Origin of the sequence: Phenylobacterium sp., assembly GCF_013911965.1 — a bacterium.
In the GTDB taxonomy this organism is placed as follows: Bacteria; Pseudomonadota; Alphaproteobacteria; order Caulobacterales; family Caulobacteraceae; genus Phenylobacterium.
Genome location: NZ_JACESE010000001.1, coordinates 77,709 through 101,534 on the forward strand (window position 1 = coordinate 77,709; position 23,826 = coordinate 101,534).

At 69.0% G+C, this 23,826-nt stretch carries 22 protein-coding genes; 15 read left to right on the forward strand and 7 right to left on the reverse strand.

Annotated elements, in window-relative coordinates:
• The first annotated feature begins 60 nt into the window (after positions 1-60).
• From H2041_RS00410 to H2041_RS00420, 3 genes are all read left to right on the forward strand, one after another.
• The gene (locus H2041_RS00410) at positions 61-1,449 is read left to right on the forward strand and encodes a flagellar hook protein FlgE (RefSeq protein ID WP_293408262.1); all 1,389 of its coding nucleotides are present in this window, start codon (positions 61-63) and stop codon (positions 1,447-1,449) included.
• Between the two features lie 177 nt (positions 1,450-1,626).
• Complete coding sequence (locus tag H2041_RS00415; RefSeq protein ID WP_293408264.1) at positions 1,627-1,914, forward strand: DUF1153 domain-containing protein; 288 nt, start codon at positions 1,627-1,629, stop codon at positions 1,912-1,914.
• Between the two features lie 158 nt (positions 1,915-2,072).
• Positions 2,073-2,459, forward strand: coding sequence for a DUF5367 family protein (locus tag H2041_RS00420; protein ID WP_293408266.1), 387 nt, complete (start codon positions 2,073-2,075; stop codon positions 2,457-2,459).
• Here the strand turns inward: H2041_RS00420 and H2041_RS00425 are convergent.
• On the reverse strand, positions 2,427-2,846 hold the full coding sequence (locus H2041_RS00425) for a RusA family crossover junction endodeoxyribonuclease (protein WP_293408268.1): 420 nt from the start codon (positions 2,844-2,846) through the stop codon (positions 2,427-2,429). The two genes, H2041_RS00420 and H2041_RS00425, sit on opposite strands and share 33 nt — an antisense overlap.
• Positions 2,847-2,929: 83 nt before the next feature.
• On the opposite strand from H2041_RS00425, the gene fumC reads away from it, so the two are divergent.
• The gene (gene fumC, locus H2041_RS00430) at positions 2,930-4,321 is read left to right on the forward strand and encodes a class II fumarate hydratase (protein WP_293408270.1); all 1,392 of its coding nucleotides are present in this window, start codon (positions 2,930-2,932) and stop codon (positions 4,319-4,321) included.
• Positions 4,322-4,365: 44 nt separating this feature from the next.
• On the opposite strand, the gene H2041_RS00435 is transcribed toward fumC, so the two are convergent.
• Positions 4,366-5,301 carry a polyprenyl synthetase family protein gene (locus H2041_RS00435; protein WP_293408778.1) on the reverse strand — a complete coding sequence of 312 codons (936 nt, stop codon included), beginning with the start codon at positions 5,299-5,301 and terminating at the stop codon, positions 4,366-4,368.
• Positions 5,302-5,489: 188 nt separating this feature from the next.
• On the opposite strand from H2041_RS00435, the gene H2041_RS00440 reads away from it, so the two are divergent.
• Both H2041_RS00440 and H2041_RS00445 read left to right on the forward strand, forming a co-directional pair.
• Positions 5,490-6,263 (forward strand): methyltransferase domain-containing protein, encoded by a 774-nt coding sequence (locus H2041_RS00440; RefSeq protein ID WP_293408272.1) that lies wholly within the window; start codon positions 5,490-5,492, stop codon positions 6,261-6,263.
• Positions 6,264-6,456: 193 nt separating this feature from the next.
• Positions 6,457-7,173 carry a M23 family metallopeptidase gene (locus H2041_RS00445; protein ID WP_293408274.1) on the forward strand — a complete coding sequence of 239 codons (717 nt, stop codon included), beginning with the start codon at positions 6,457-6,459 and terminating at the stop codon, positions 7,171-7,173.
• Between the two features lie 64 nt (positions 7,174-7,237).
• Here the strand turns inward: H2041_RS00445 and ilvC are convergent, their stop codons facing one another.
• Positions 7,238-8,257, reverse strand: coding sequence for a ketol-acid reductoisomerase (gene ilvC, locus H2041_RS00450; RefSeq protein WP_293408276.1), 1,020 nt, complete (start codon positions 8,255-8,257; stop codon positions 7,238-7,240).
• Between the two features lie 205 nt (positions 8,258-8,462).
• Between ilvC and H2041_RS00455 the strand changes: the two genes are divergently transcribed.
• From H2041_RS00455 to H2041_RS00475, 5 genes are all read left to right on the forward strand, one after another.
• Positions 8,463-9,017 (forward strand): DUF924 family protein, encoded by a 555-nt coding sequence (locus H2041_RS00455; protein WP_293408278.1) that lies wholly within the window; start codon positions 8,463-8,465, stop codon positions 9,015-9,017.
• A 103-nt stretch (positions 9,018-9,120) separates the two neighbouring features.
• Positions 9,121-9,957, forward strand: coding sequence for a thymidylate synthase (locus H2041_RS00460; protein ID WP_293408280.1), 837 nt, complete (start codon positions 9,121-9,123; stop codon positions 9,955-9,957).
• A gap of 82 nt (positions 9,958-10,039) precedes the next feature.
• Positions 10,040-10,447, forward strand: a complete 408-nt coding sequence (locus H2041_RS00465; protein WP_293408282.1) for a VOC family protein — start codon at positions 10,040-10,042, stop codon at positions 10,445-10,447.
• A 38-nt stretch (positions 10,448-10,485) separates the two neighbouring features.
• Positions 10,486-11,004: a dihydrofolate reductase gene (locus tag H2041_RS00470; protein ID WP_293408284.1), complete on the forward strand. Its 519-nt coding sequence runs from the start codon at positions 10,486-10,488 to the stop codon at positions 11,002-11,004.
• 65 nt (positions 11,005-11,069) lie between these two features.
• Positions 11,070-11,981, forward strand: coding sequence for an SMP-30/gluconolactonase/LRE family protein (locus H2041_RS00475; RefSeq protein WP_293408286.1), 912 nt, complete (start codon positions 11,070-11,072; stop codon positions 11,979-11,981).
• A gap of 15 nt (positions 11,982-11,996) precedes the next feature.
• Here H2041_RS00475 and H2041_RS00480 read toward each other — a convergent pair whose 3' ends face one another.
• The gene (locus tag H2041_RS00480) at positions 11,997-13,097 is read right to left on the reverse strand and encodes an NADH:flavin oxidoreductase (RefSeq protein ID WP_293408288.1); all 1,101 of its coding nucleotides are present in this window, start codon (positions 13,095-13,097) and stop codon (positions 11,997-11,999) included.
• 167 nt (positions 13,098-13,264) lie between these two features.
• Here H2041_RS00480 and H2041_RS00485 point away from each other — a divergent pair, with 167 nt between their 5' ends.
• On the forward strand, positions 13,265-14,527 hold the full coding sequence (locus tag H2041_RS00485) for a cytochrome P450 (protein ID WP_293408290.1): 1,263 nt from the start codon (positions 13,265-13,267) through the stop codon (positions 14,525-14,527).
• Positions 14,528-14,570: 43 nt separating this feature from the next.
• On the opposite strand, the gene H2041_RS00490 is transcribed toward H2041_RS00485, so the two are convergent.
• The 3 genes from H2041_RS00490 to H2041_RS00500 all read right to left on the reverse strand — a co-directional run bounded on the left by H2041_RS00490 (position 14,571) and on the right by H2041_RS00500 (position 16,081).
• Positions 14,571-14,861, reverse strand: coding sequence for a putative quinol monooxygenase (locus H2041_RS00490; protein ID WP_293408292.1), 291 nt, complete (start codon positions 14,859-14,861; stop codon positions 14,571-14,573).
• Positions 14,862-14,960: 99 nt separating this feature from the next.
• Positions 14,961-15,266 (reverse strand): hypothetical protein, encoded by a 306-nt coding sequence (locus H2041_RS00495; RefSeq protein ID WP_293408294.1) that lies wholly within the window; start codon positions 15,264-15,266, stop codon positions 14,961-14,963.
• Positions 15,267-15,385: 119 nt separating this feature from the next.
• Positions 15,386-16,081, reverse strand: coding sequence for a DnaJ family molecular chaperone (locus H2041_RS00500; protein ID WP_293408296.1), 696 nt, complete (start codon positions 16,079-16,081; stop codon positions 15,386-15,388).
• Between the two features lie 74 nt (positions 16,082-16,155).
• Between H2041_RS00500 and H2041_RS00505 the strand changes: the two genes are divergently transcribed.
• The 3 genes from H2041_RS00505 (at position 16,156) to H2041_RS00515 (ending at position 23,798) form a co-directional block, all read left to right on the forward strand.
• Complete coding sequence (locus H2041_RS00505; RefSeq protein ID WP_293408298.1) at positions 16,156-19,746, forward strand: hydantoinase B/oxoprolinase family protein; 3,591 nt, start codon at positions 16,156-16,158, stop codon at positions 19,744-19,746.
• 5 nt (positions 19,747-19,751) lie between these two features.
• On the forward strand, positions 19,752-20,363 hold the full coding sequence (locus H2041_RS00510; RefSeq protein ID WP_293408300.1) for a hypothetical protein: 612 nt from the start codon (positions 19,752-19,754) through the stop codon (positions 20,361-20,363).
• 432 nt (positions 20,364-20,795) lie between these two features.
• Entirely contained in the window at positions 20,796-23,798 is a 3,003-nt protein-coding gene (locus H2041_RS00515; RefSeq protein WP_293408302.1) for a TonB-dependent siderophore receptor, read from the forward strand.
• Positions 23,799-23,826: the final 28 nt, after the last annotated feature.

Genomic DNA, 23,826 nt, shown 5'->3' on the forward strand with positions numbered 1-23,826 from the left:
GGCGCGCCAGCACGGCTGCGCCACCGCCCTCATGTGCAAAGAAAGAAGGCAACCAACCCAATGAGCATCAATTCCGCCATGCTCGCCGGCGTCTCGGGGCTGACGGCCAATTCGTCGGCCCTGGCCGCCATCTCCGACAACATCGCCAACATCAACACGGTCGCCTACAAGCGAAACCAGGTGAACTTCGCCAACATCGTGACCGCCCAGGCGGTGACGGGGCGCTACAGCGCTGGCGGCGTCCAGGGGCTGACCCGGCAGTACATCAGCCAGCAAGGCCTGATCCAGAGCGCCAACTCCTCCACCGACCTGGCGATCTCCGGCGACGGCTTCTTCATCGTCACCGAGAAGGGCGCCGGACTGACCGACGCCGACAAGCGGGTCTTCACCCGCGCCGGCTCCTTCAGCGTCGACTCCGACGGCTACCTGCGCAACGACGCGGGCTTCTATCTGCAGGGCTGGCCGATCGCCGCCGACGGGACCATCCAGTACAATCCCTCGGACCTGACCGAGCTCAACTCGATCAACGTCAAGAACCTGGGCTCGGCCGTGCAGGCGACGGCCAACGTCGTCATCAACGCCAACCTGGACAAGCGCCAGACCGTCTCGGCGGCCGAGGCGACCTATGACCCGGCGACGCGGTCGATGGCCGACTGGGAGGAGAACGCCGACCCCGCGACCGGCACCCAGCCCGACTTCACCATCGAGATGAACGTCGTGGACACGGTGGGCGGCACCCACAAGGTCGCCATGTCCTTCCTGCGCAGCGACGCCAACCCGAACGAGTGGCACGCGGAAATCTACGCCATTCCCGCCACGGACATCGCCGGCGGCGGCCCCAGCGGGCAGATCACCTCCGGCCTGGTCATGTTCAATCAGGACGGCACCATCGACCTGACGAACACCACCCTGTTCGGCGCGGCCGGCGCGGCCCCGACGATCAGCCTGGGCGCCTCCGGCACGGCGGCGACGCCGCGCTGGGACGACGCCCTGGGCGTCGGCGCCCAGGACATCACCTTCGACCTGGACAAGCTCAACCAGTACGCCAGCGCCTCGACCGTGAAGGTCGTGAACCCCGACGGCGCCACGGTCGGCACGGTGGTGGGCGTGGAGGTCGACGAGCAGGGCGTGGTCTCGGCCATCTTCGACAACAGCCAGGTCCGCCAGATCGCCCAGATTGGGGTGGCCACCTTCGCCAACCCCGACGGTCTGCGCGCCGTCAGCGGCAACTCCTACCGGGCGACCATCGAAAGCGGCGAGTTCGTGATCAAGCAGGCCGGCCTCGGCGGGGCCGGAACGATTTCGCCCTCGACGCTCGAAAACTCCACCGTGGACCTGTCGGCTGAGTTCACCGGCCTGATCACCACGCAGAAAGCCTACTCGGCCTCGTCAAGGATCATCACAACCGCCGACCAGATGTTGGATGAACTTATCAATATGCGCCGATAACTTGGAGAGTAACTGAGAATTAGCAGAGGTTAATCGCCTCTGACTTCTTGCACTGTATCATTTCAGTACACGGGGGAGCGAATGGTTATTCCGATTTTCACTATCGGGATTCACCAGCTGTTATGTCAGCAGGCCTATGGTCTGTCCCAACGATGATGGTGGGAAAGGCGTAAAGCCATGTTGCAACAACAGCAGACCCGGACGAACAGTCGAGGGGAGCCCTACGTGATCGGCCCGACCGGTGCGCCCCTGACGCTGGCCGATCTGCCGCCGCCGGACACCGGCCGCTGGGTGATCCGTCGCAAGGCGGAAGTGGTCGCGGCTGTGCGTGGGGGCCTCCTGAGCCTGGAGGACGCCCTGCGCCGCTACGATCTGACGTCCGAGGAATTCCTGGCGTGGCAGAAGTCCATCGACCGGCACGGCATGGCCGGCCTGCGGACCACGCGCCTGCAACAGTATCGCTGAACCTCACTCCCCCAGGTTGGTTCGCGACATGCGGCCGCGCTCCCCCACGAGCGCGGCCGTTTTTCTATGCATTTCGCCAATCTTGCGCCGGCCTGCGGCGCCCGATGGCACGAACGTCGCAATTGTCAGCCCAAATTGGGCGCGTACGGGGGTGCGACGTGTCAAAAGAAGACGGTTTCTATCTCGCCCTTTCGGGGGCTCTCGTCTGGGGGGCGGCGACGCTCTTCTATGCGGCCTTCGCCGGCGGCCTGATCGAGCAGGCCTTCTGGTTCTATGCCCTGAACGCGGCGCTGGCGACGGCGGCGCTCACCTTCTTCTTCCACGTCACCGCGCGTCTGCGCCATCTTTCGCAACGGCGGCGGCCTCTGGCGGCCATCACCTTCGCCGCGCCCGGCGTGTTCGGCGCCGCCCTGGTGATCCTCAACTTCCAGGCCCTGATGCCCCACCTTCCGCCGGAAAGCCTGGGCCGCTACGGCGCCTTCGTGGTCGTCGCCTACAGCGCCCTTCTGGCTCTATGTCTGGAGCGGCCGGCGAAGACGGCTTGAGGCGCCGGCCGACGCCGCGTCGAAGCCCGCCTCCGACATCTTCCGGACCAGGATCACGATCCGCTCGCGCTCGCCGGCCCGGCGCTCCACCAGCAGGCGCGCCACCTGAGCGTCGTCGTGGAAGACGTAGCCCTTGATGGCGTCGAGGATCGCCTTGGCGAGATTGTCGAGATCGAGCCACGGCGGGTCGCCCACATACTCCATGCCGATCTCCACGGCGTACTCGCCCCAGGCCGGGCGGGAGCCTCGCCAGGCCTTGCGGAAGAACTCGTAGATCAGGGGCTTGTAGTACTTGGCCTGGGTGGTCAGGCCGTCGACCACCACCTCCAGCCCCGCCTCGCTCTCTCGCGCGCGCACCTTGCCGTGGTGGGTCCAGCCGTCGTTCATGGCCCTTCCTATCGCGGGAGCGCTTTGCAGTCTCGCCCGGCCTCGCTAAACCCGGCGCGACAATTCCCGGCTGGAGACATGCGATGAGCGCGACCCGCACCGAAACCGACACCTTCGGCCCGATCGAGGTTCCGTCCGACCGATACTGGGGCGCTCAGTCCCAGCGCAGCATCGGCAACTTCAAGATCGGCTGGGAGAAGCAGCCCCAGCCGGTGATCCGCGCCCTGGGCGTCGTCAAGCGCGCCGCCGCCGAGGCCAATATGGAGCTCGGCAGGCTCGATCCGAAGATCGGCGCGGCCATCGTCCAGGCCGCCCAGGAGGTGATCGACGGCAAGCTCGACGACCACTTCCCGCTGGTGGTGTGGCAGACCGGCTCGGGCACCCAGTCGAACATGAACGCCAACGAGGTGATCTCGAACCGCGCCATCGAGATCCTGGGCGGGGTGATGGGCTCCAAGTCGCCGGTCCACCCGAACGACCACGTGAACATGAGCCAGTCGTCCAACGACACCTATCCGACGGCCATGCACATCGCCTGCGCCGAGCAGGTGGCCCGCGAGCTGATGCCGGCCCTGGAGCACCTGCATGTGGCGCTGAAGGCCAAGACCGAGGCCTTCAACCACATCATCAAGATCGGCCGCACCCACACCCAGGACGCCACCCCCCTGACGCTCGGCCAGGAATTCTCCGGCTACGCCCACCAGGTCTCCAGCGGCGTGCGCCGGCTGAAGGAGAGCCTCTATGGCCTCTACGAGCTGGCCCAGGGCGGCACGGCCGTCGGCACCGGCCTGAACGCCCCGGTCGGCTTCGCCGAGAAGGTGGCCGAGAAGATCGCCGCCATCACCGGCCTGCCCTTCGTCACCGCGCCCAACAAGTTCGAGGCCCTCGCCGCCCACGACGCCATGGTCTACAGCCACGGGGCGATCAACACGGTGGCCGGCTCCCTGTTCAAGATCGCCAACGACATCCGCTTCCTGGGCTCGGGGCCGCGCTCGGGCCTGGGCGAACTGTCCCTGCCGGAGAACGAGCCGGGCTCCTCGATCATGCCCGGCAAGGTGAACCCGACCCAGTGCGAGGCCCTGACCATGGTCTGCGCCCAGGTGTTCGGCAACCAGGCGACCATGACCTTCGCCGGCGCTTCGGGCCACTTCGAGCTGAACGTCTTCAATCCGGTGATGGCCTACAACTTCCTGCAGTCGTGCCGCCTGCTGGCCGACGCCGCCGTATCTTTCACCGACAACTGCGTGGTCGGGATCGAGGCGCGCGAGGACAACATCAAGGCCGCGCTCGAACGGTCGCTGATGCTGGTCACCGCGCTCGCGCCGAAGATCGGCTACGACAACGCCGCCAAGATCGCCAAGACGGCGCACAAGAACGGCACCACGCTGCGCGAAGAGGCCGTCGGCGGCGGCTATGTCACCAATGAGGAATTCGACGAGGTGGTGCGCCCGGAGAAGATGATCTCGCCGGGCTGAGGCGCTTCCGTCCCGAGGCCGGCGGCGACGCCGGCCGAGGGCGGTCAGGTGCGCCGGGCCACCGCAAAGTCCGCCAGGTCGCCCAGGGCGGTTCGCCATTCGCCGTCCGGGAAGACGGAGAGCGCCGCCTTGGCGCTGCGCGCATAGCCCAGCGCCGCCTCCAGGGTCGCATCGAGAGCGCCGCAGTCCTGGACCAGGCGGCGCGCCCGTTCGAAGTCGGCCTCGGTCTGCTCGCGCGCGTCCACCGTCCGCACCCAGAAGGCCCGTTCGGCCGCTCCGGTCCGCTGGATCGCCAGGATGAGCGGCAGGGTCGCCTTGCCTTCGCGGAAGTCGTCGCCGGGGTTCTTGCCCAGGGTCTCGCTGGCCCCCGAATAGTCCAGCGCATCGTCCACCAGCTGGAAGGCCAGGCCCAGGTCCTGTCCGTACTGCCGCAGGGCGCGGCGCTGCTCGGCGCTGGCCGCCGCCCCCACCGCGCCGGCCTCGGCGGCGGCGGCGAACAGCTCGGCGGTCTTGGCCTTGATGATCTCGAGATAGACGTCCTGGTCGAGATCCAGATCGTGGGCGCGGGTGAGCTGCAGCACCTCGCCCTCGGCGATCACGCGGCTGGCGCGGGCCAGGATCTCCAGCGCCGCCATCGAGTTCGTCTCCACCATCAGCTCGAAGGCCCGGGCGAAGAGGAAGTCGCCGACCAGCACGCTGGAGGGTGCGCCCCAGATCAGGTGGGCGGCCACCTTGCCGCGGCGAAGCTCGGAGGAGTCGACCACGTCGTCGTGCAGCAGGGTGGCCGTATGGATGAACTCCACCGCCGCGGCGAGCTTGCGGCAGGAATCGTCGGTCGCGCCCGCGAGACGCGCCGCGGCCACCGTCAGCAGGGGGCGAAGCCGCTTGGCCGAGCCGCCGATCAGGTGTTCGGCGAGCGCCGGGATCACGGCCACGGGGCTCTGCATCCGGTCGCGGATCAGGGCGTCCACGCCAGCCATGTCGGGCCCGGCGAGGTTCAGGAGATGATCGAGACTGACCGGCTTGGCCTGGGTGGCGGCGGGGGCGGCGTCCAAGACGAGGGAACTCCAGTTTGGGCGGGCCCCTCCGGGCGGCCCGCCGTTGCGTCCGGACAATGGTCACGCGATAGGGGGCGGTCAAGGCGCGCGCGCGCCCATGGAGCCGGTCGATGACCCACCCCGTCCCGCCCCTGCCCGAAGGCCTGAGCGAGAACCGGTTCCTCGGCGGCCAGGTGACCCTGCGTCAGCCTCGGCGGGGCTATCGGGCGGGCATGGACGCCGCACTGCTCGCAGCCGCCTGCGATGCGGCGCCCGGGGAGCGGGTCCTCGAAGCCGGTTGCGGCGTCGGCGGCGCCCTGCTGGCTGCGGCGGTCCGACGTCCAGAGGCGGTCTTCGTCGGCGTCGAGCGCGACGCCCAGGCCCTGGAACTCGCCCGGCAGAACATCGAGATCAACGGCCTCGGCGACCGGGTCTCCGTCCGGGCGGGCGAAGTCGCAGAGCCGTTCGTGCGCCTGGGCCTGCCGCCCTTCGACCTCGCCATGGCCAATCCGCCCTTCTTCGACGATCCGGAGGCCCTGCGTGCGCCGGCGCCGGAGAAGGCCGGGGCCTGGATGGCCGACGACGGCTTTTCGGCCTGGGCCGCCTTCCTCCTGAAGGCCGTGCGGCCGGGCGGCCGAATCCTGGTCATCCACCGGGCCGACCGCCTCGCCGACCTGCTCGAAGCCCTGGCCGCGGGGGCCGGATCGATCCAGATCCGGCCGGTCCACCCCTTCGCCGACGCTCCGGCCAAGCGGGTGCTGGTGCGGGCCGTCAAGACCGGCCGGGCGCCGCTGCGCCTCCTGCCGCCGGTGGTCCTCCACCCGCGCTCCGGCGAGGACAAGCACACGGCCGAGGCCGAGGCGATCCTGCGCGGCGCGGCCGCCATCGACTGGGCCGCGCCCTAAGCTTGACCATAAGCGCCTGATTTTTCGAGACAATGCGCCGCATAGCCGCCCAAATCGGCAGCTACTAGGTTCAGGCAGGACGGATCAGGCCCCGCCAGAGGGCCGGTCTGCGGCCCTTTGCGCCGTACCTGTAACCCAGAACGAGACGCCGGGTTCCAAGTCGCCCGGCCTGCATCGACGAGAACAGGCAGATATGACGCACGACCTGCTGGTCGCCCGCGCACAGGGGCGATTCCTGGCCACCCGGATGCTCGCCTCCGTAGGCGCGGCTCTCGCCATCAGTCTGGCCATGGGAGCCGTCGCCAACGCCAGCAGCGGTCTTGTCGGGCGCCTGGCCCAGGTTCCGGCCGCCGCCCCTCTGGCGCGCGCCCTGGGGGTCGCCCAGCCCACCATAACCCCCGCCGTCGTCACCCGCGAGCTGCGCTGGGTCGGCCGCGACATCGACGGCGACGGGGCGGCGGACTTCGCCAACCCCACCGGAAAGGCGCCGCGCACCTTCGACGCCTATGGCTCGGGCGCCTTCGGGGCCTCGCGGGACGGGGGCGTTCGCCACCACGAGGGCGTCGACTACGCCGCGGAGGCGGGCCAGCCGGTCACCGCCCCGATGTCGGGCTATGTCACCAAGATCGGCTACGCCTATGCCGGCGACCCCGACCTGCAGTTCGTCGAGATCACCAACCCGGCCCTCGGCTACGAGGCGCGGGTCTTCTACATCGACGCCAGCGTGGAGGTCGGAGACGCCGTGGCCCTGGGCGCGCCGATCGGCAAGGCCCACACCCTGCAGCACAAGTACCCGGGCGGCATGACCGACCACGTCCACCTGGAAGTCGCCGAGACCGGCAAGCGGCTGGACGCCACCGAGCTGATCGTCGCCCGCCTCGTCGAAGTCCCCGAGACCACCGCCGACTGAACCGGCCAAGAAAAAAGGCCCTCCCGCGAAGGAGGGCCTTTGTCGTTTCCGACTCTGGCGGAGATCAGTTCCGCGCCTGATCGACCAGCTTGTTCTTGGTGATCCAGGGCATCATGGCGCGCAGGCGCTGGCCGACCTCCTCGATCTGGTGCTCCGAGCCGCGGCGGCGGGTGGCCTTGAAGCTCGGCTGGCCCACCATGTTCTCGGCCATGAAGTCGCGCACGAACTTGCCCGACTGGATGTCGTCCAGCACGCGCTTCATCTCGGCCTTGGTCTCGGGCGTGATGATCCGCGGACCGGTGACGTACTCGCCGTACTCCGCGGTGTTCGAGATCGAGTAGTTCATGTTGGCGATGCCGCCCTCATAGATGAGGTCGACGATCAGCTTCACCTCGTGCAGGCACTCGAAATAGGCCATTTCCGGCGCATAGCCGGCCTCGACCAGGGTCTCGAAGCCCGCGCGGATCAGCTCCACCAGGCCGCCGCAGAGCACGGCCTGTTCGCCGAACAGGTCGGTCTCGCACTCTTCGCGGAAGGTGGTCTCGATCACGCCCGAACGGCCGCCGCCGATGGCCGAGGCATAGGCCAGGCCGAAGTCCAGGGCGTTGCCGGTGGGGTTCTGATGGACGGCGATCAGGCAGGGGACGCCGCCGCCCTTCTGGTATTCGCCGCGCACCGTGTGGCCCGGGCCCTTGGGCGCGACCATCAGCACGTCGATCGTCGACTTGGGCTCGATCAGGTTGAAGTGGATGTTGAGCCCGTGGGCGAACAGCAGGGCCGCGCCGTCGCGGATGTTGGGGGCGATCTCGTTGGCGTAGATCTCGCGCTGCAGCTCGTCGGGCGCCAGCACCATGATGGCGTCGGCCCAGGCCGCGGCTTCGGCCACGCTCATCACCTTCAGGCCGTCGGCCTCGACCTTCTTGGCGGTGGCCGAGCCGGGACGCAGGGCGATGGCGACGTTCTTCACGCCGGAGTCCACGAGGTTCAGCGCGTGCGCGCGCCCCTGCGAGCCATAGCCTACGATGGCGATCTTCTTGTCCAGGATGCGGGCGAGGTCGGCGTCGCGATCGTAGTAGACGCGCATGTTTGTTCTCCTGAAACAAGGTTCGGCCCCGGCGCCACGCAACGGCGCCGCAGCAAAGGCCGCGCTATCGACCGTTTTTTTGCGCAAAGGTCAAGCGGCGCAGGCGTCGGGCGCACACGCTCACGCCCGATTTCTCCCACGGCGCGGCTTGCAGGTCCGCACGCCGCCCCCGACATTGCGCCCAGCCGCGAGGGGGAGACCGATCATGGACGTGACGCCGGACGAGGTGGTGAGGTTCTGGCGCGAGGCCGGTCCGCCGAAGTGGTTCGCCAAGGACGAGTCCTTCGACCGGGCGCTGGCCCAGCGTTTCGAAGCCGCCCATCACGCCGCCGCGCGCGGCGAGGCCGACGACTGGGCGTCGTCGGCGGAGGGCGCGCTCGCCCTGCTGATCCTGCTCGATCAGGTTCCGCGCAACATCTTCCGAGAGTCCGGTCACGCGTTCGCCACCGACGGCAAGGCCCGCGCCATCGCCCGCGCCGCCGTCTCCGCAGGCCATGACCAGGCGGTGGAGGGCCAGTTGCGGCCCTTCTTCTACCTGCCCTTCGAGCATTCGGAGGACATGGCCGACCAGGACGAGGCCGTGCGGCTGTGCAAGGCCCACCACGAGGCGGTCGGCGACGCCGAGACCCTGAAATGGGCCGAGCTGCACCGCGACATCATCGTGCGCTTCGGCCGCTTCCCCCACCGCAACGCCGCGCTGGGCCGCCGCACCACGCCGGCGGAGAAGACCTTCCTCGACGAGGGCGGCTTCGCCGGCTGACGGAGCTGTGGATGGTTCGACCGCGACCTTGCGTCCGCCCGTCCCGCTCGAGAATCGTGCATTCTGCACGTCGCTTCAAAGACGGCTCGAGGATCGCCCCGCCGTGAACGCCCACATCGCCCAGCCCAAGGCGGCCGCCGACCACCCGGAGCGCCAGTATCTCGCCCTCCTGGCCGACATCCTGGAGACCGGCGTGCAGCGCGGCGACCGGACGGGCACGGGCACGCTCGGCGTCTTCGGCCGGCAGATGCGGTTCGACCTGGCGCAGGGCTTTCCCCTGCTCACGACCAAGAAGCTGCACCGCAAGTCGATCATCCTGGAGCTGCTCTGGTTCCTGCGCGGCGACACCAATGTCCGCTGGCTGCAGGAGCGGGGCGTCAGCATCTGGGACGAGTGGGCCGACGAAACCGGCGAGCTTGGCCCCGTCTATGGCAAGCAGTGGCGCTCCTGGACGGCGCCGGACGGTCGGGTGATCGACCAGATCGCCAACGTGGTCGAGAGTCTGAAGACCACGCCGCATTCGCGCCGGCACATCGTCTCGGCCTGGAATCCGGCCGACGTGGACGACATGGCCCTGCCGCCGTGCCACTGCCTGTTCCAGTTCTTCGTCGCCGACGGGAAGCTGTCCTGCCAGCTTTACCAGCGCTCGGCCGACGTCTTCCTGGGCGTGCCGTTCAACATCGCCAGCTACGCCCTGCTGACCATGATGATGGCCAAGGTGACCGGCCTCGAACCCGGCGAGTTCGTCCACACCTTCGGCGACGCCCACCTCTATCTGAACCACCTCGACCAGGCTCGCGAGCAGCTGGCGCGCGAGCCCTATCCCTTCCCGACCCTGACGATCGCCGACAAGCGCGACCTCTTCGCCTTCGAGTACGAGGACTTCAAGGTCACCGGCTACAAGGCTCACGAGAAGATCACGGCGCCGATCGCGGTGTGAGAAATCACCCGGCGGATGTCGGGCGACCCGCCTTGCGCGCGTCCTTGGGGCAGACTGAACGCCTGACCAAGGGAAAGCCCCCATGCGAATGATCTTCGTCAACCTGCCCGTGAAGGACGTGGAGGCCTCCAAGGCCTTCTTCGCCGCCCTGGGCTTCGGCCACAATCCGCAGTTCAGCGACGAGACCGCCGCCTGCATCGTCATCGACGAGAACATCTTCGCCATGGTCATGAGCCACGAGAAGTTCTCCGACTTCATCACCGGCGAGATCAGCGACGCCCACAAGGCGACCGAGGTTCTCACCTGCCTGTCGGCCAACAGCCGCGATGAGGTCGACGACCTGCTGGCCAAGGCGCTCGCCGCCGGCGCGAAGCCTTGGAAGCCGATCATGGACATGGGTCCGATGTACGGCGCGAGCTTTCAGGATCCGGACGGCCACGTCTGGGAGCTGATGTACATGGACATGGCGGCCATGGAAGAGGCGGGCTGAGGCTTCCCTGCGGGCCGTGGGTCGGCTAGGTCCGGTCCATGGCTCGCATCCTGCTCTCCGCCGGTCCCATCGCCCGGGCGCGCAATGGCGTCATCGGCCGCGGCGGCGACCTGCCCTGGCGGCTGAAGACCGATCTCGCCAACTTCCGCGCCACCACCATGGGCAAGCCGGTGATCATGGGCCGCAAGACCTGGGAGAGCCTGCCGAAGAAGCCCCTGCCCGGCCGCACCAACATCGTGCTGACCCGCGACGGCGCCTTCGAGGCCAAGGGGGCGCTGGTCTGCGACGACTTCTCCGAGGCCGTGCAGATCGCCCGCGAACAGGCGCAGGACGACGGGGCGACGGAGGTCTGCGTGATCGGCGGCGCCTCGCTCTTCGAACTGGCCCTGCCCCGCGCCCAGCGCATCTATCTGACCGAGGTCGAGGCCGAGGTGGAGGGCGATGTGACCCTTGCCCCCTTCGACGAGAGCGCGTGGGAAGAGGTGCGGCGCGAGAGCTTCCCCGCCGGCGAGGGCGACGACCACCCCTTCACGATCCGGGTGCTGGAACGGCGCTGACGGGCTGGCCCTTCCGCGGCGTCGCCCTGCATACTCCTCGTAATCAGAAGACGAGGAGACGCGCCATGGACATCGAACTGGTCTGCGAAGGCCTGGAATTCCCCGAAGGCCCCATCGCCATGGCCGACGGTTCGGTCATCGTCACCGAGATCAAGGCCCGGCGCCTGTCCCGCATCACGCCGGACGGGCGGCGCGAGACCCTGGTCGAGACCGGCGGCGGCCCGAACGGCGCGGCGATCGGCCCGGACGGCGCCATCTTCATCACCAACAACGGCGGCTCCTTCACCTGGCCGGAGCAGAACGGCCTGACCATTCCCGGCCCCACTCCGCCGGAGCACAAGGGCGGCATGATCCAGCGCTACGATCTGAAGACCGGCGCCCTGACGACGGTCTACGAGTCCTGCGACGGCCGGCCCTTCGTCGGGCCCAACGACCTGGTTTTCGACAAGACCGGCGGCTTCTGGTTCAGCGACCACGGATGTTCGACGCCGGAGGGTCGCAAGTTCGGCGCGCTCTATTACGCCAGGCCCGACGGCTCGCACGTCGCCCGCCTGCGCGACCACTTCGTCTCGCCCAACGGCGTCGGCCTCTCGCCGGAAGAGGACGTGGTCTACATGGCCGACACCACGCTCGGCCGGCTCTGGGCCTTCGACATCGCCGAGCCGGGCAAGCTGAAACCCCAGGAGGGCTTCGGGCCGGGTCGGGTGGTCGCCAACCTGCCCGGCTATCAGCTGCTCGACAGCCTGGCGGTGGAGGCCGGCGGCAAGGTCTGCGTGGCGACCATCATCAATGGCGGGATCACCGCCTTCGATCCCGCGGGCGGGACCGAGCACTTCCCCTTCCCCGACATGATCGTCACCAACATCTGCTTCGGCGGGGAGGACATGAAGGACGCCTGGGTGACCTGCTCGTCGACGGGCAGGCTCTACAAGGCCCGCTGGCCCCGCCCGGGGCTGAAGCTGAACTTCAACGCCTGACGGGGCCGAACCGGCTCAGTACAGCTTGGCCATGGCCGCGCGTTCGAACGCCATCAGTTCGTCGGTGCGGCCCTCCTTCACCTTTCGGGCCCATTCGGGATCCTGCAGCAGGGCGCGGCCGACGCCGACCAGATCGAACTCGTCGCGCTCGAGCCGCTCCAACAGCCGGTCCAGCGAGGCCGGCTGGCTGCCCTCGCCCCCGAAGGCGGCGACGAACTCGCCCGTCAGGCCCACCGAACCGACGGTGATGGTCGGCACGCCGGTCAGCTTCTTGGCCCAGCCGGCGAAGTTCAGGTCCGAGCCCTCGAACTCCGGCTCCCAGAAGCGGCGCTGCGAACAGTGCAGCATGTCGGCGCCGGCCTCGACCAGGACGTTCAGCCAGGCCTCCATCTCCGCGGGCGTCCTGGCGAGCTTGACCTCATAGTCCTGCTGCTTCCACTGGCTGATGCGGATGATGATCGGATAGTCGGGGCCGACCGCCTCGCGGCAGGCGCGCAGGATGTCGGCGGCGAAACGCGCGCGGCCGGGGAGATCCTTGGCGCCGTAGGCGTCCTCGCGGACATTGGTGCCCTCCCAGAAAAACTGATCGATCAGGTAGCCATGGGCGCCGTGCAGCTCGATGGCGTCGAAGCCGAGCGCCTTGGCCTCGCGCGCGGCCTCGGCGAAGGCGCGGATGGCGTCGGCCACCTCCTCCTCGGTCATGCCCACGCCGAACTGCTTGCCGGGACGCGACAGGCCCGAGGGGCTGTCATAGGGTCCGGGCGGCGTCCACTCCGGGTCGCGGGTGCGCACCGCGCCCACGTGCCACAGCTGGGGGGCCATCTTGCCGCCGACGGCATGGACCTCGTCGATCACGGTCTTCCAGGCGGCCAGCTCCTTCTCGCCGTGGAAGCGCGGCACGTTCTTGTCGTTCAGAGAGGCGGGACGGTCGACGCCCGTGCCCTCGGAGATGATCAGGCCGACATCGGCCTCCGCCCGCCGCCGGTAGTAGGCCGCGACCTCCGACGTCGCCACCCCGCCGGGCGAGAAGGACCGCGTCATGGGAGCCATGACGATCCGGTTCTTGAGGGTCAGACCCTTGTAGGCGAAGGGGCGGAAAAGCGCGTCGGCGGCCATGCAGGACTCCCGTTCAAACGACTGTTTGGCGGACACTAGGCCGTCCCGTCCGGTGGCGTCATTCAGAAATTCTGCCGGCGGCGTCAGCCGCGCCGTCCGGCCGGGTTGCCAGAGGCCCCCAGCGTCCCGCATGGTTCTGAACAGCGATAAGATAGGAGGCGACGCCCATGAGCGACGGATCCATCGACCTGGCGAAGGAGGCGCGCGCGACGGCCTACGCCATGCCCCTCGACCAGATCAACGTGGCGGACGGCGAGCTTTTCCGCACCGACACCATGTGGCCCTACTTCGAACGCCTGCGGAAGGAGGCGCCGGTCCACTACCAGGCCGAGCACGAGTTCGGCCCCTACTGGTCGGTGACCAAGTACAAGGACATCATGGCCGTCGACACCGACCACGAGACCTTCTCGTCGGAGCCGGCCATCACCATCGCCGAACCGACAGAGGAGCTGCCTCTGCCGATGTTCATCGCCATGGACCCGCCCAAGCACGACGTGCAGCGCAAGACGGTCAGCCCCATCGTCTCGCCCATGAACCTCCAGAACATGGAGCCGATCATCCGCGAGCGGGCGGCCAAGATTCTCGACGATCTGCCGGTCGGCGAGGAGATCGACTGGGTGGACAAGGTCTCCATCGAGCTGACCACCATGACCCTGGCGACCCTGTTCGACTTCCCGTGGGAGGATCGGCGCAAGCTGACCCGCTGGTCTGACGTGGCCACGGCGGGCAAGGACTCCCACCTCTTCACCAGCGACGATCCGGAGGCCGAGCGCCGCAACGAGCTCTTCGAGTGCGTCGACTATTTCACCACGCTGTGGAACGAGCGGATCAACGCTCCGCCCAAGCCGGACCTGATCTCCATGCTCGCCCACGGCGAGGCGACGCGGAACATGGACCGCATGGAGTATCTGGGGAACCTGATCCTGCTGATCGTCGGCGGCAACGACACCACCCGCAACACGATCACCGGCTCCGTCCTGGCGCTGAACCAGAACCCCGATCAGTACGACAAGCTGACGGCCAATCCGGACCTGATCCCGTCCATGGTGTCGGAGACCATCCGCTGGCAGACGCCGCTGGCCCACATGCGGCGGCTGGCCACGCGCGACGTGGAGCTGGGCGGCAAGACCATCAGAAAGGGCGAGAAGGTGATCATGTGGTACGTCTCGGGCAACCGCGACGACGAGGTGATCGAGAACCCGAACGCCTACATCATCGACCGGCCGCGGGTGCGCCAGCACCTGTCCTTCGGCTTCGGCATCCACCGCTGCGTGGGCAACCGCCTGGCCGAACTTCAGCTGAAGATCATCTGGGAAGAGATCATGAAGCGCTTCCCGCGCCTTGACGTGGTGGGCGAGCCGGTGCGGGTGAACTCGTCCTTCGTGAAGGGCTACGAACACCTGCCGGTGGTCATCCCGAAGCGTCACTGAGCCGGAAAGGCGGCTCGCCGTCGCGCGAGCCGCCGAACGGGCCTCAGTTCACCGCGTCGAGGTATTCGATCTCGGGACGGCCGGCGAGGCAGGGCGCCATCTTCGGGCCGGCGGCCTTGAAGTATTCGGACTGGCCGTGGGCCTTCAGCGCGTCCTCGTTGGCGTAGAGTTCGAGCACCTTGTAGGTGTTGGGCTCGGTGCGGCTCTTGGTGAGCTGGTAGGCCAGGCAACCGGGCTCGTTGGCCTTCACCTGGGCCATCAGGTCGCGGAACACGCCCTCGAACTCTTCGCCCTTGCCGTCCTGGACCTTCAGGGTCGCGACCACACCGATCATAGGCTCATTCTCCCAACGATTGTTTGAATCGACGGTAGAGGCGCAGGCGGCGACCGGCAAGGCCGCGCGAAGGCGCGAAGGCTCAGCCGCGCCGGAAGATCAGGGGCGCTCGTTCCAGCCGTAGGCCACCCAGTGGTGGCCGCCGAGGTGCCGCGCCTCGATCACGCCGTCCTCGCCCACGGGGCCGCTGCGGCGGCGGGCCAGACGGCCGGCGCGGTGCGCCAGGGCGGCCAGCGCCAGGAGCGTGCTCAGCATCACGCCGATGACCACCACCGTGGCGGCGAAGACCACGGCCAGCACCACGCCCACCAGGACGGCGGCCACGGCGGCGACCGCGCCGGCGATGGCGGTGAGGCTGCGAAGGGCCGGGCGATGGCCCTGACCCGAGGCTTGGCGCGTCTCCATGGTCTCTTTCTGATCGCCTCCTGTTCGGGGCCTAACGATTATGTTCGCCTTCGGCTCCCGGACGTCAACCTTGCGGGAACATCTGGGCGCCGATTGGGCGGTTACGCCGCGCCGCGCCTCTAGACCGCGCCGACCAGCGCCATTTCCCGGCGCTCGCGCATGGCGGCCTCGAAGGCGGCGTTGATCGCCTTGGCCTTGGCCTCGGCGACCTCGATGAACTCCTGCGGCAGCCCCCGCGAGCGCGCACGATCGGGATGGTTCTCGATCAGGGCGATCTTCCATGCCGCCCGCAGCTGGTCATCGGTCGCATCGTGCGGCGCGCCCAGGACGGCGTAGGGATCGTCGGCGCCGGCGCCCAGGTGCGTCGCCTTCAGCCGCCGGAAGACCAGCTCGGAGAAGCCGAAGAGCTCGGCCACGCGCTCCAGATAGGCGAGCTCCTCGTCGGTGACCGCACCGTCCGAGCAGGCGATGTGGAAGAGGCCGTCGAGCACGTCCTCCAGGATCTGCGGGCAGTTGCGGTAGCGGCGGGCGAGACGCCGGGCGTAGCTCTCGAACCCGCGGGTCGTCTGGCGGGCCAGATTGTAGAGCCGCCTGATGTTCGGGCGGGAGGCCTCGTCGGACTGGAAGACGTCGGAAAAGGCGTCGAACTCCGCATTGCCGGCGTGGCCGTCGGCGCGGGCGAGCTTGGCCCCGAGGGCGGTGACGGCCGTGGAAAACGCAGGGTCTTCGCCCGGCAGGCCGGGCGGACAGTCGGGGCAGTCGGCCGCGTCGGGGAGGCGAACGGCCAAGCCTGCGATTTTGCGCCAGAAGCTCATTGTCTTATGCCAAGTAGCCTTAGGAACAAGGCGCCCTCATGACAACGCAAATCGGGCTACGCGCAGGTTAAGTTTTGGACAGGCTGTGGAGCTTCTCGATCGATCGCGGCGGCACCTTCACCGACGTCATCGCCCGGCGTGACGACGGACAGGTCGCGACCCTCAAGCTGCTGTCGGCCTCCAGCGTCTATACGGACGCCGCCGTGGAAGGGATGCGCCGCATCCTGGGCGCCGCGCCCGACGCGCCGTTTCCGGCCGAGCGCGTGCGCGCCATCCGGATGGGCACGACGGTGGCGACCAACGCCCTTCTGGAGCGTCGGGGCGCCAAGACCCTGTTCGTCACCACCGAGGGCTTCGCCGACGCCCTCGTCATCGGGGACCAGTCCCGGCCCGAGCTGTTCGCGTTGAACATCGTGCGGCCGGCGCCGCTCTATTCGCGGGTCGTCGAAGTCCGCGAGCGGCTCGCCGCCGACGGCGCGCTCGTGACGCCGCTGGACGAGGCCGCGCTCGCCGACGCTCTGGCGAAGGCCCGGGGCGAAGGCTTCACCTCGGCGGCGATCGCCTTTCTGCACGCCGACCTCGACCCGGCGCACGAGCTGGCCGCCGGGCGGCTGGCCGAGGCCGCCGGTTTCGAGTTCGTGGCCCTCTCGCACGAGGTCTCGCCCCTGCCCCGCTTTCTGCCTCGGGCCGAGACCACCGTGGCCGACGCCTATCTGACGCCAGTGCTGCAGGCCTATGTGCGGCAGGTGGCCGAGGCGGTGGCCGGCGCGCCGCTCTACTTCATGACCTCGGCCGGTGCGCTGGTCCCCGCCGCCGCCTTCCGGGGCCGCGACGCCGTGGTCTCCGGGCCTGCGGGCGGTGTGGTCGGCGTCGCGGCCACGGCGCGCGAGGCCGGCGCCTCGGCCGTCCTCGGCTTCGACATGGGCGGCACCTCCACCGATGTCTGCCGCTATGCGGGACGGCTGGAGCGGCGCGATCGCGCCTCGGTCGCCGGCGCGCGGCTGCGAAGCCCGATGCTGGACGTGGAGACGGTCGCGGCCGGCGGCGGCTCCATCCTCTTCTTCGACGGCCTGCGGGCGCGGGTGGGCCCCGACAGCGCCGGGGCCGATCCGGGACCGGCGGCCTACGGCCGCGGCGGTCCGGCGACGGTCACCGACGCCAATCTGGTGCTCGGCCGTCTCGACCCCGCCCGCTTCCCCTCGGTCTTCGGCCCGACCAACGACCAGCCGCTGGATGTCGCCGCCGCCCGCGAACGGCTGGAGACGCTGGCCCGGGCCATGGGCGCGCCGAGCGCCGAGGCGGCGGCCGAAGGTTTCCTGGCCATAGCGGTCGAGCAGATGGCCCTGGCCGTGCGGCGCATCTCGACGGAACGGGGCTTCGACCCGCGCGATCACGCCCTCGTCGCCTTCGGAGGCGCGGCGGGTCAGGTGGCCTGCGACACCGCGCGCGCCCTGGGGGTGCGCCGGGTGCTCTGCCCGCGATACGGCAGCCTGTTGTCGGCCTATGGGATCGGCCGGGCGGAGGTCTCGGCCCTCCGGCAGGCGGGGCTGGAGGCGCCGCTGGACGCCGCCGGTCTCGAGAGGGCGAGGGACCTGGCCCGGACCGTGGAGGACCTCGCACGCGCCGACCTGCTGGCGCAGGGCGCGGAACCCGGCGCCGTCGCCCTCGCCTTCCGGCTCCGCTATGACGGCGCCGACGCCGAGCTTCCCGTCGCGCCGGGCGACGCCGCCGCCGTGCGAGCCGCGTTCGAAGCCGCCCATGTGCGGCTCTTCGGTTTCGCCGAACCGGAGCGGCCGATCCTGATCGCCAGCGTCGAGGCCGAGGTGGCCGCCGCAGGCCGGACGGAGGCCTGGGGCGCCGACGCCGCGCCGCCGTCGAAGACGCAGCCGTCCGGCGAGCCGCGACGGCTCTATGCCGGCGAGTGGCGGTCCGCGCCGGTCGTCGCCGCCGAGGACCTCGACCGGATCGAAGGTCCGGCGCTGATCGTCCGCGGCGACACCCAGATCGTCGTCCTGCCCGGCTGGCGCGCCGTGGCGGGCGCAGGCGGGCTGGTCACGCTGGAGGAGACGGCGCCCGTCGCCGCGGTCTCGCCGTCCGCCGACGCGCCGGATCCGATCACCCTGGAGCTGTTCAACCGCCGCTTCATGGGCGTGGCCGAGGCCATGGGGGCGGCGCTGGAGCGCACGGCGCACTCCGTCAACATCAAGGAGCGGCTCGACTTCTCCTGCGCTCTGTTCGACGCCGACGGCGGCCTGGTGGCCAACGCTCCGCACATGCCCGTGCACCTGGGCTCGATGGGGGCGAGCGTGAGGGCCGTACGCGCACGCCATCCGATCGTGCAGCCGGGCCAGGCCTTCGGCCTCAACAATCCCTATGCCGGCGGCACCCACCTGCCGGACATCACCGTCGTCATGCCCGTCTTCCGGCCCGGCGAGGGCGAGCCCGCCTTCTTCGTCGCCGCCCGCGGCCATCATGCCGATGTGGGCGGCGTCCAGCCCGGCTCCATGCCGCCCTTCTCCAAGACCATCGACGAAGAGGGCGTGCTGCTCGACGCCCTGCCCATCATGGCCGACGGCGTCTTTCTGGAGGAGACGGTGCGTACTGCGCTCGCCGCGAGCCGCTGGCCGGCGCGGGCGCCGGAACGCAACCTGGCCGACCTGAAGGCCCAGCTCGCCGCCTGCCGCGCCGGCGGCGAGGCGGTGCTGGCCATGATCGAAGCCTTCGGCGGCGAGACGGTCGCCCGCTACATGGGCTTCGTGCAGCAGAACGCCGCCAAGGCCGTGCGCCGGGCGCTCGGCCGCCTGAGCGACGGGACGGCGGACGTCCCCATGGACGGGGGCGGCAGGATCGTCGTCCGGACCAAGGTGGACGCCGCGGCCGGCTCGGCCGTGCTCGACTTCACCGGGAGCGCCGATCAGCTGCCGTCCAACTTCAACGCTCCGGCCTCCATCGTCGATGCGGCGGCCCTCTATGTCTTCCGCACCCTGGTGAACGACGAAATTCCGCTGAACGCCGGCTGCCTGGAGCCGCTCGACATCCGCACGCGCCCGGGCTCCATGCTCGACCCCGCGCCGCCGGCGGCGGTGGTGGCCGGCAATGTGGAGACGAGCCAGCACGTGGTCGACGCCCTCTATGCCGCGCTCGGCGTCATGGCCAACGCCCAGGGCTCGATGAACAATTTCACCTTCGGCGACGAAAACCGGCAGTACTACGAGACGATCTGCGGCGGGGCCGGCGCGACCGCGCAGGCCGACGGCGCCGGCGGCGTGCACACGCACATGACCAACTCCCGCCTCACCGACCCGGAGATCCTGGAGCGCCGCTTTCCCGTGCGGCTGGAGCGGTTCGCCCTGCGGCGCGGCTCCGGCGGCGCCGGCCGTCGGCGGGGCGGCGACGGCGTGGTCCGACGGCTGCGGTTCCTCGCCCCGATGGACGCCGCCCTGCTCTCGACCCGCCGCGAACATGCGCCCCAGGGCCTGGCCGGCGGCCAGCCGGGACAGGCGGGGCGGCAGGCTTTGATCGCCGCCAGCGGCGAGGTAAAGGAACTTCCGGGCTGTTTCTCCATTCGCGTCCAGCCCGGCGAGGCCGTCGAGATCGAGACCCCGGGGGGCGGGGGCTTCGGGCCGCCGGCCGCTGACGCATCCCAAGACCCAGTCGAGGTGTAGCTCCCTTGTTTTCCCCGTTCCTCTTCGCCCTCGCCCTGCTGGCGCAAGACGCCGAAGCCGCACCCGCCGCCGCCGCGCCCGCCGCGCCCGCAGCCGAAGCCGCCGAGGCGCCCTACCCGCCCGGCGCGCCGCGCGACGCCTATGGCCTGGTGGCCTGGTGCTATGGCGCGCTTTCCGGCCATCGGGACCTGCGCGACCGCGCCATGCCCGAGGTCGTCCGCATCGAATCCACCTTCCGCCGGCCGGGCACGTCGCTGGAGGAGGATCTCGCCGTCTATGACGAGCTCGACGCGCTGTCGGAGCGGAACCTCGGCCTGTTCCGCCGGGCCATGGAAGCCGCCGAGCGGGCGAGCCCTCAGCCGCTCAACGTCCAGGGGGCCGACGCCGTGCGCCGCGGCCGCGCCACCTGGAGTCAGGCCGGCGAGCTGAGCGACGCGCGCCTGGCCCAGGAGTGGATGAGCTGGACGCTGCCCGCGCGTTGCGAAGCGACCGCCGTGGCCCTGGAACGGCGCGCGCGCCTGGCGCAGCCCGCGTTCGACTTCGACCGGACGGCTCCGGCGCAGGACACCCCCGCAGAAGTCCCGCCGGAGTCGACCGAAACTCCGGGCGAACCCTGAAGGCCGCAGGCGGGCGCCCAAACGGCGGGCGCTCGCAGAGCCGAGATCTCGGAAGTGGGCGGATTGTGCGCCTTCCGGCCCCAATGCGGCGGTCGGAAGGCGTTTTCGTGTTCACTGTTGCCGCAACGTGACAGGGCCGCGACAGCCGCCGTTTTCAGCGCACACGCCAAACTCCGAGCATTGATTTTACAGGGGTTTTTGCCACGCACCCTCGAAGCCGAGGTATACTTTTCTGCGAGATCGTCGGTTTTCTATTACCAACGGCTTTACATTTGACAGAACGGAAATCTATTCCTTGCCGTTTTGAGTAAGCATGACAACTCGCATGCTTGATTTATTCACGCGACGCACGTCTCTACCCGGCATCGGATCACAAATTGATCCATGACGCTTCTAATTATGAAGGGGAAACGTGTGAGGAGTTCAAAATACTTGTCGACGGTCTCTACGGCCGCCGTCGCCCTCGCCCTCAGCCTCGCGGCGGGCCAGGCCTCGGCCCAGACCGAAGTCGAGGAAATCGTCGTCACCGGCTCGTTCATCGCCGGCACGCCGGAAGACGCGGCCCTGCCCGTCGACGTGATCAGCTCGGCCGAGCTTGAGAAGCAGGGCTCGCCCTCCACCACCGAACTGATCAAGTCGCTGACCGTCAGCGGCCCGGTTCTGGGGGACACCAACCAGTTCTCGACCTCGGCCCAGGGCGCCATCGGCGCGGGCTCGATCAACCTGCGCGGCCTGGGCCCGCAGCGGACGCTCGTGCTGTTCAACGGCCGTCGCTTCATGTCGACCGACCCGCTGACCGGCGTCGACACCAACCTGATCCCGACCGCCGCCATCGGCCGCGTCGAGATCCTGAAGGACGGCGCGGCCGCCACCTATGGCTCCGACGCCATCGGCGGCGTGATCAACTTCATCACCAAGAAGACCTTCTCGGGCTTCGAGGTGGGCGGCGAGTACCGCTACGTCGACGGCAATGACGGCGAGTACAACCTGAACGCCGCCTGGGGCTGGCAGGGCGAGCGCGGCAACGTCTTCGTGGCCGCCGGCTATCAGCACCGCTCCGAGCTCGACACCCTGGACCGCGACTGGTCCTACCAGGACTACACGACCAACCCGTCGGGCTGGTCCTTCCTGTCGAACCCCGGCTTCTACGTCGCCCGTCTGGGCGTCGACCTGCCGACCATCCCGGGCACGCCCGACCCGAACTACGGCGACGCCGTCGGTTCGATCCGCGAGTCCACCTGCGGCGCCGTCGGCGGCTTTGAAGGCGTCTACCAGTCGGGCGCCAGCCAGCTGCCGGCCTGCTATTACAGCTACGTTCCCTTCGCCAACCTGATCGAAGAGACCGACCGCTACCAGCTGTACGGCGAACTGAACTTCGACCTGACGGACACGACCGAGTTCTTCATCGAGGGCATGTACTCGAAGACGGACGTGCCCAACATCGGCTACTCGCCGTCCTATCCGCCGACCCAGGGGCCGTTCGGCCCGGGCAGCACCCAGTACTTCGCGCCCAAGTCGAACCCCTACGTCCAGGCCTTCATCGCCGCCAATCCGCAGATCTTCGGCTCCGCCGGCGCGGCGGGCGCCTATGCGGCCATCCCGACCTCGGGCCTGCAGCTGACCCTGTGGCGTCCGTTCGCCAGCGGCGGCAACCCGGCGTTCGGCTATGACGGCCAGAAGGGCGAGCGCTCCTACGAGCTGTTCCGCATCGCGACCGGCCTGAAGGGCGAGCTCGACTTCGGCAGCGGCATCGGCTGGGACCTGTCCTTCACCTATTCGAAGAACCAGGCCTACGGCGTCACCCGCGACATCCTGATCAACCGCCTCGACCGTGCGCTGCGCGGCCTCGGCGGTCCGGACTGCACCGGCAACACGCCGGGCGCCAACGGCTGTCAGTGGCTGAACCCCTTCTCGACCGCCTATCCGGGCAACCCCCTGCTGGGCACGACCAACCCGAACTACAACCCGGCTCAAGCCAATTCCCAGGAACTGGCCCGCTGGCTCTATGACGATCAGATCGGCGAGACGACCAACGAGCTCTACGTCCTCGACCTGGTCTTCAACGGCATGACCGGCTTCGACCTGCCGGGCGGCGAAGTGGGTTGGGCGGCCGGCGCGCAGTGGCGTTCGTCCGAACAGACCCGCCGTCTGGGCAGCAACTTCTACGATCGCAACATCACGCCCTGCCCCGTGCCGGGCGACACGAGCTGCGCGATCGAGACCGGCCCGTACATGTTCCTCGGCCAGTCGCAACCCTACTTCGTGGACGAGTCCATCTACGCCCTGTTCGGCGAGCTGAACCTGCCCGTCCTCGACAACCTGAACGCTCAGCTGGCGGTCCGCTTCGAGGACTACGGCGGCGAGACGGGTTCGACCACGAACCCGAAGCTGTCGATGAAGTGGGACGCCACCGACTGGCTGTCGCTGCGCGGTTCGGTGGGCTCCACCTTCCGCGGTCCGACGCCGACCGACCGGGCTCCGGGCGGGGCGACGGGTCTGTCGGGCATCCAGGCCGCCGGCAACGCCTTCAAGTCTGTCGACGCCTTCGGCAACCCCGACATCGGCCCGGAGAAGGCTCTCACCTACTCCGTCGGCGCGGTGATGGACTTCGGCGACTTCCGCGCCCTGGTAGACTACTGGAACATCAAGCTCGAGGACCAGATCGTCCGCGTTCCGGCCAACGTGGTCGGCAACCTGGTCGGCAACGGCCCGGGCAACGGCGCCCAGTTCGTCAACTGCTCGCACCCGCTGCGGGACCTGGTGACCTTCTCCAACAACAACGCCTGCGTCCAGGGCGTGACCATGGGTTCGGACATCTCCCGGATCCGGTCGGACCTGGTCAACGGTCCGGAGCTGCGCACCTCGGGCATCGACGCCACCCTCACCTATGACTATCCGGGTGACGTGTTCGGCGGCGACATGACCCTGAACGCCACGGTGAGCTACGTCCTGCAATACGAACAGGACGCCTTCACCTACAACGGCGTGCAGGTGACCCCGTCCTACGAGGCCGTCGGCTACGCGAACTACGACCGCCTGCCGGGCACCGTTCCGGAATGGCGCGGCGCCTTCTATGCCGAGTACGATCGCGGCGAGCACAATGTGCGCGCTACGGTGAACTACATCGACGGCGTCACCGACAACCGTGGCCCGACCGTGGTGAACACCGGCTTCTCGGCCGCCCCGTGCACCGTGGCCAACGCCACGACCACGACGGGCTGCCAGCTGGTCACCTTCGGCCAGGAAGTCGACCCGTTCGTCACGCTGGACGTCACCTACCGCGTGTTCCTGCCCTGGGACCTGACGCTCACCGCCTCGGTGCTGAACGTCACCGACGAAGACCCGTCGGCCTCGCGGCTGGAGTACTCGTACGATCCGGCGATCGGCAATGTTTACGGCCGCAACTTCAAGATCGGTCTTCGCAAGAAGTTCTGATCCTGGATACGGCAATCGCCTCTGCGGG

What these genes read in the sequence shown, in the direction of transcription:
- H2041_RS00425 (WP_293408268.1), bottom strand. Translation starts at nt 2,846, where the DNA reads ATGAACGACGGCTGGACCCACCACGGCAAGGTGCGCGCGCGAGAGAGC.
- H2041_RS00440 (WP_293408272.1), top strand. Translation starts at nt 5,490, where the DNA reads ATGACCCACCCCGTCCCGCCCCTGCCCGAAGGCCTGAGCGAGAACCGG.
- H2041_RS00410 (WP_293408262.1), top strand. Translation starts at nt 61, where the DNA reads ATGAGCATCAATTCCGCCATGCTCGCCGGCGTCTCGGGGCTGACGGCC.
- H2041_RS00455 (WP_293408278.1), top strand. Translation starts at nt 8,463, where the DNA reads ATGGACGTGACGCCGGACGAGGTGGTGAGGTTCTGGCGCGAGGCCGGT.
- ilvC (WP_293408276.1), bottom strand. Translation starts at nt 8,257, where the DNA reads ATGCGCGTCTACTACGATCGCGACGCCGACCTCGCCCGCATCCTGGAC.
- H2041_RS00470 (WP_293408284.1), top strand. Translation starts at nt 10,486, where the DNA reads ATGGCTCGCATCCTGCTCTCCGCCGGTCCCATCGCCCGGGCGCGCAAT.
- H2041_RS00445 (WP_293408274.1), top strand. Translation starts at nt 6,457, where the DNA reads ATGACGCACGACCTGCTGGTCGCCCGCGCACAGGGGCGATTCCTGGCC.
- H2041_RS00415 (WP_293408264.1), top strand. Translation starts at nt 1,627, where the DNA reads ATGTTGCAACAACAGCAGACCCGGACGAACAGTCGAGGGGAGCCCTAC.
- H2041_RS00480 (WP_293408288.1), bottom strand. Translation starts at nt 13,097, where the DNA reads ATGGCCGCCGACGCGCTTTTCCGCCCCTTCGCCTACAAGGGTCTGACC.
- H2041_RS00485 (WP_293408290.1), top strand. Translation starts at nt 13,265, where the DNA reads ATGAGCGACGGATCCATCGACCTGGCGAAGGAGGCGCGCGCGACGGCC.
- H2041_RS00500 (WP_293408296.1), bottom strand. Translation starts at nt 16,081, where the DNA reads ATGAGCTTCTGGCGCAAAATCGCAGGCTTGGCCGTTCGCCTCCCCGAC.
- H2041_RS00495 (WP_293408294.1), bottom strand. Translation starts at nt 15,266, where the DNA reads ATGGAGACGCGCCAAGCCTCGGGTCAGGGCCATCGCCCGGCCCTTCGC.
- H2041_RS00435 (WP_293408778.1), bottom strand. Translation starts at nt 5,301, where the DNA reads ATGGCTGGCGTGGACGCCCTGATCCGCGACCGGATGCAGAGCCCCGTG.
- H2041_RS00490 (WP_293408292.1), bottom strand. Translation starts at nt 14,861, where the DNA reads ATGATCGGTGTGGTCGCGACCCTGAAGGTCCAGGACGGCAAGGGCGAA.
- H2041_RS00475 (WP_293408286.1), top strand. Translation starts at nt 11,070, where the DNA reads ATGGACATCGAACTGGTCTGCGAAGGCCTGGAATTCCCCGAAGGCCCC.
- fumC (WP_293408270.1), top strand. Translation starts at nt 2,930, where the DNA reads ATGAGCGCGACCCGCACCGAAACCGACACCTTCGGCCCGATCGAGGTT.
- H2041_RS00465 (WP_293408282.1), top strand. Translation starts at nt 10,040, where the DNA reads ATGCGAATGATCTTCGTCAACCTGCCCGTGAAGGACGTGGAGGCCTCC.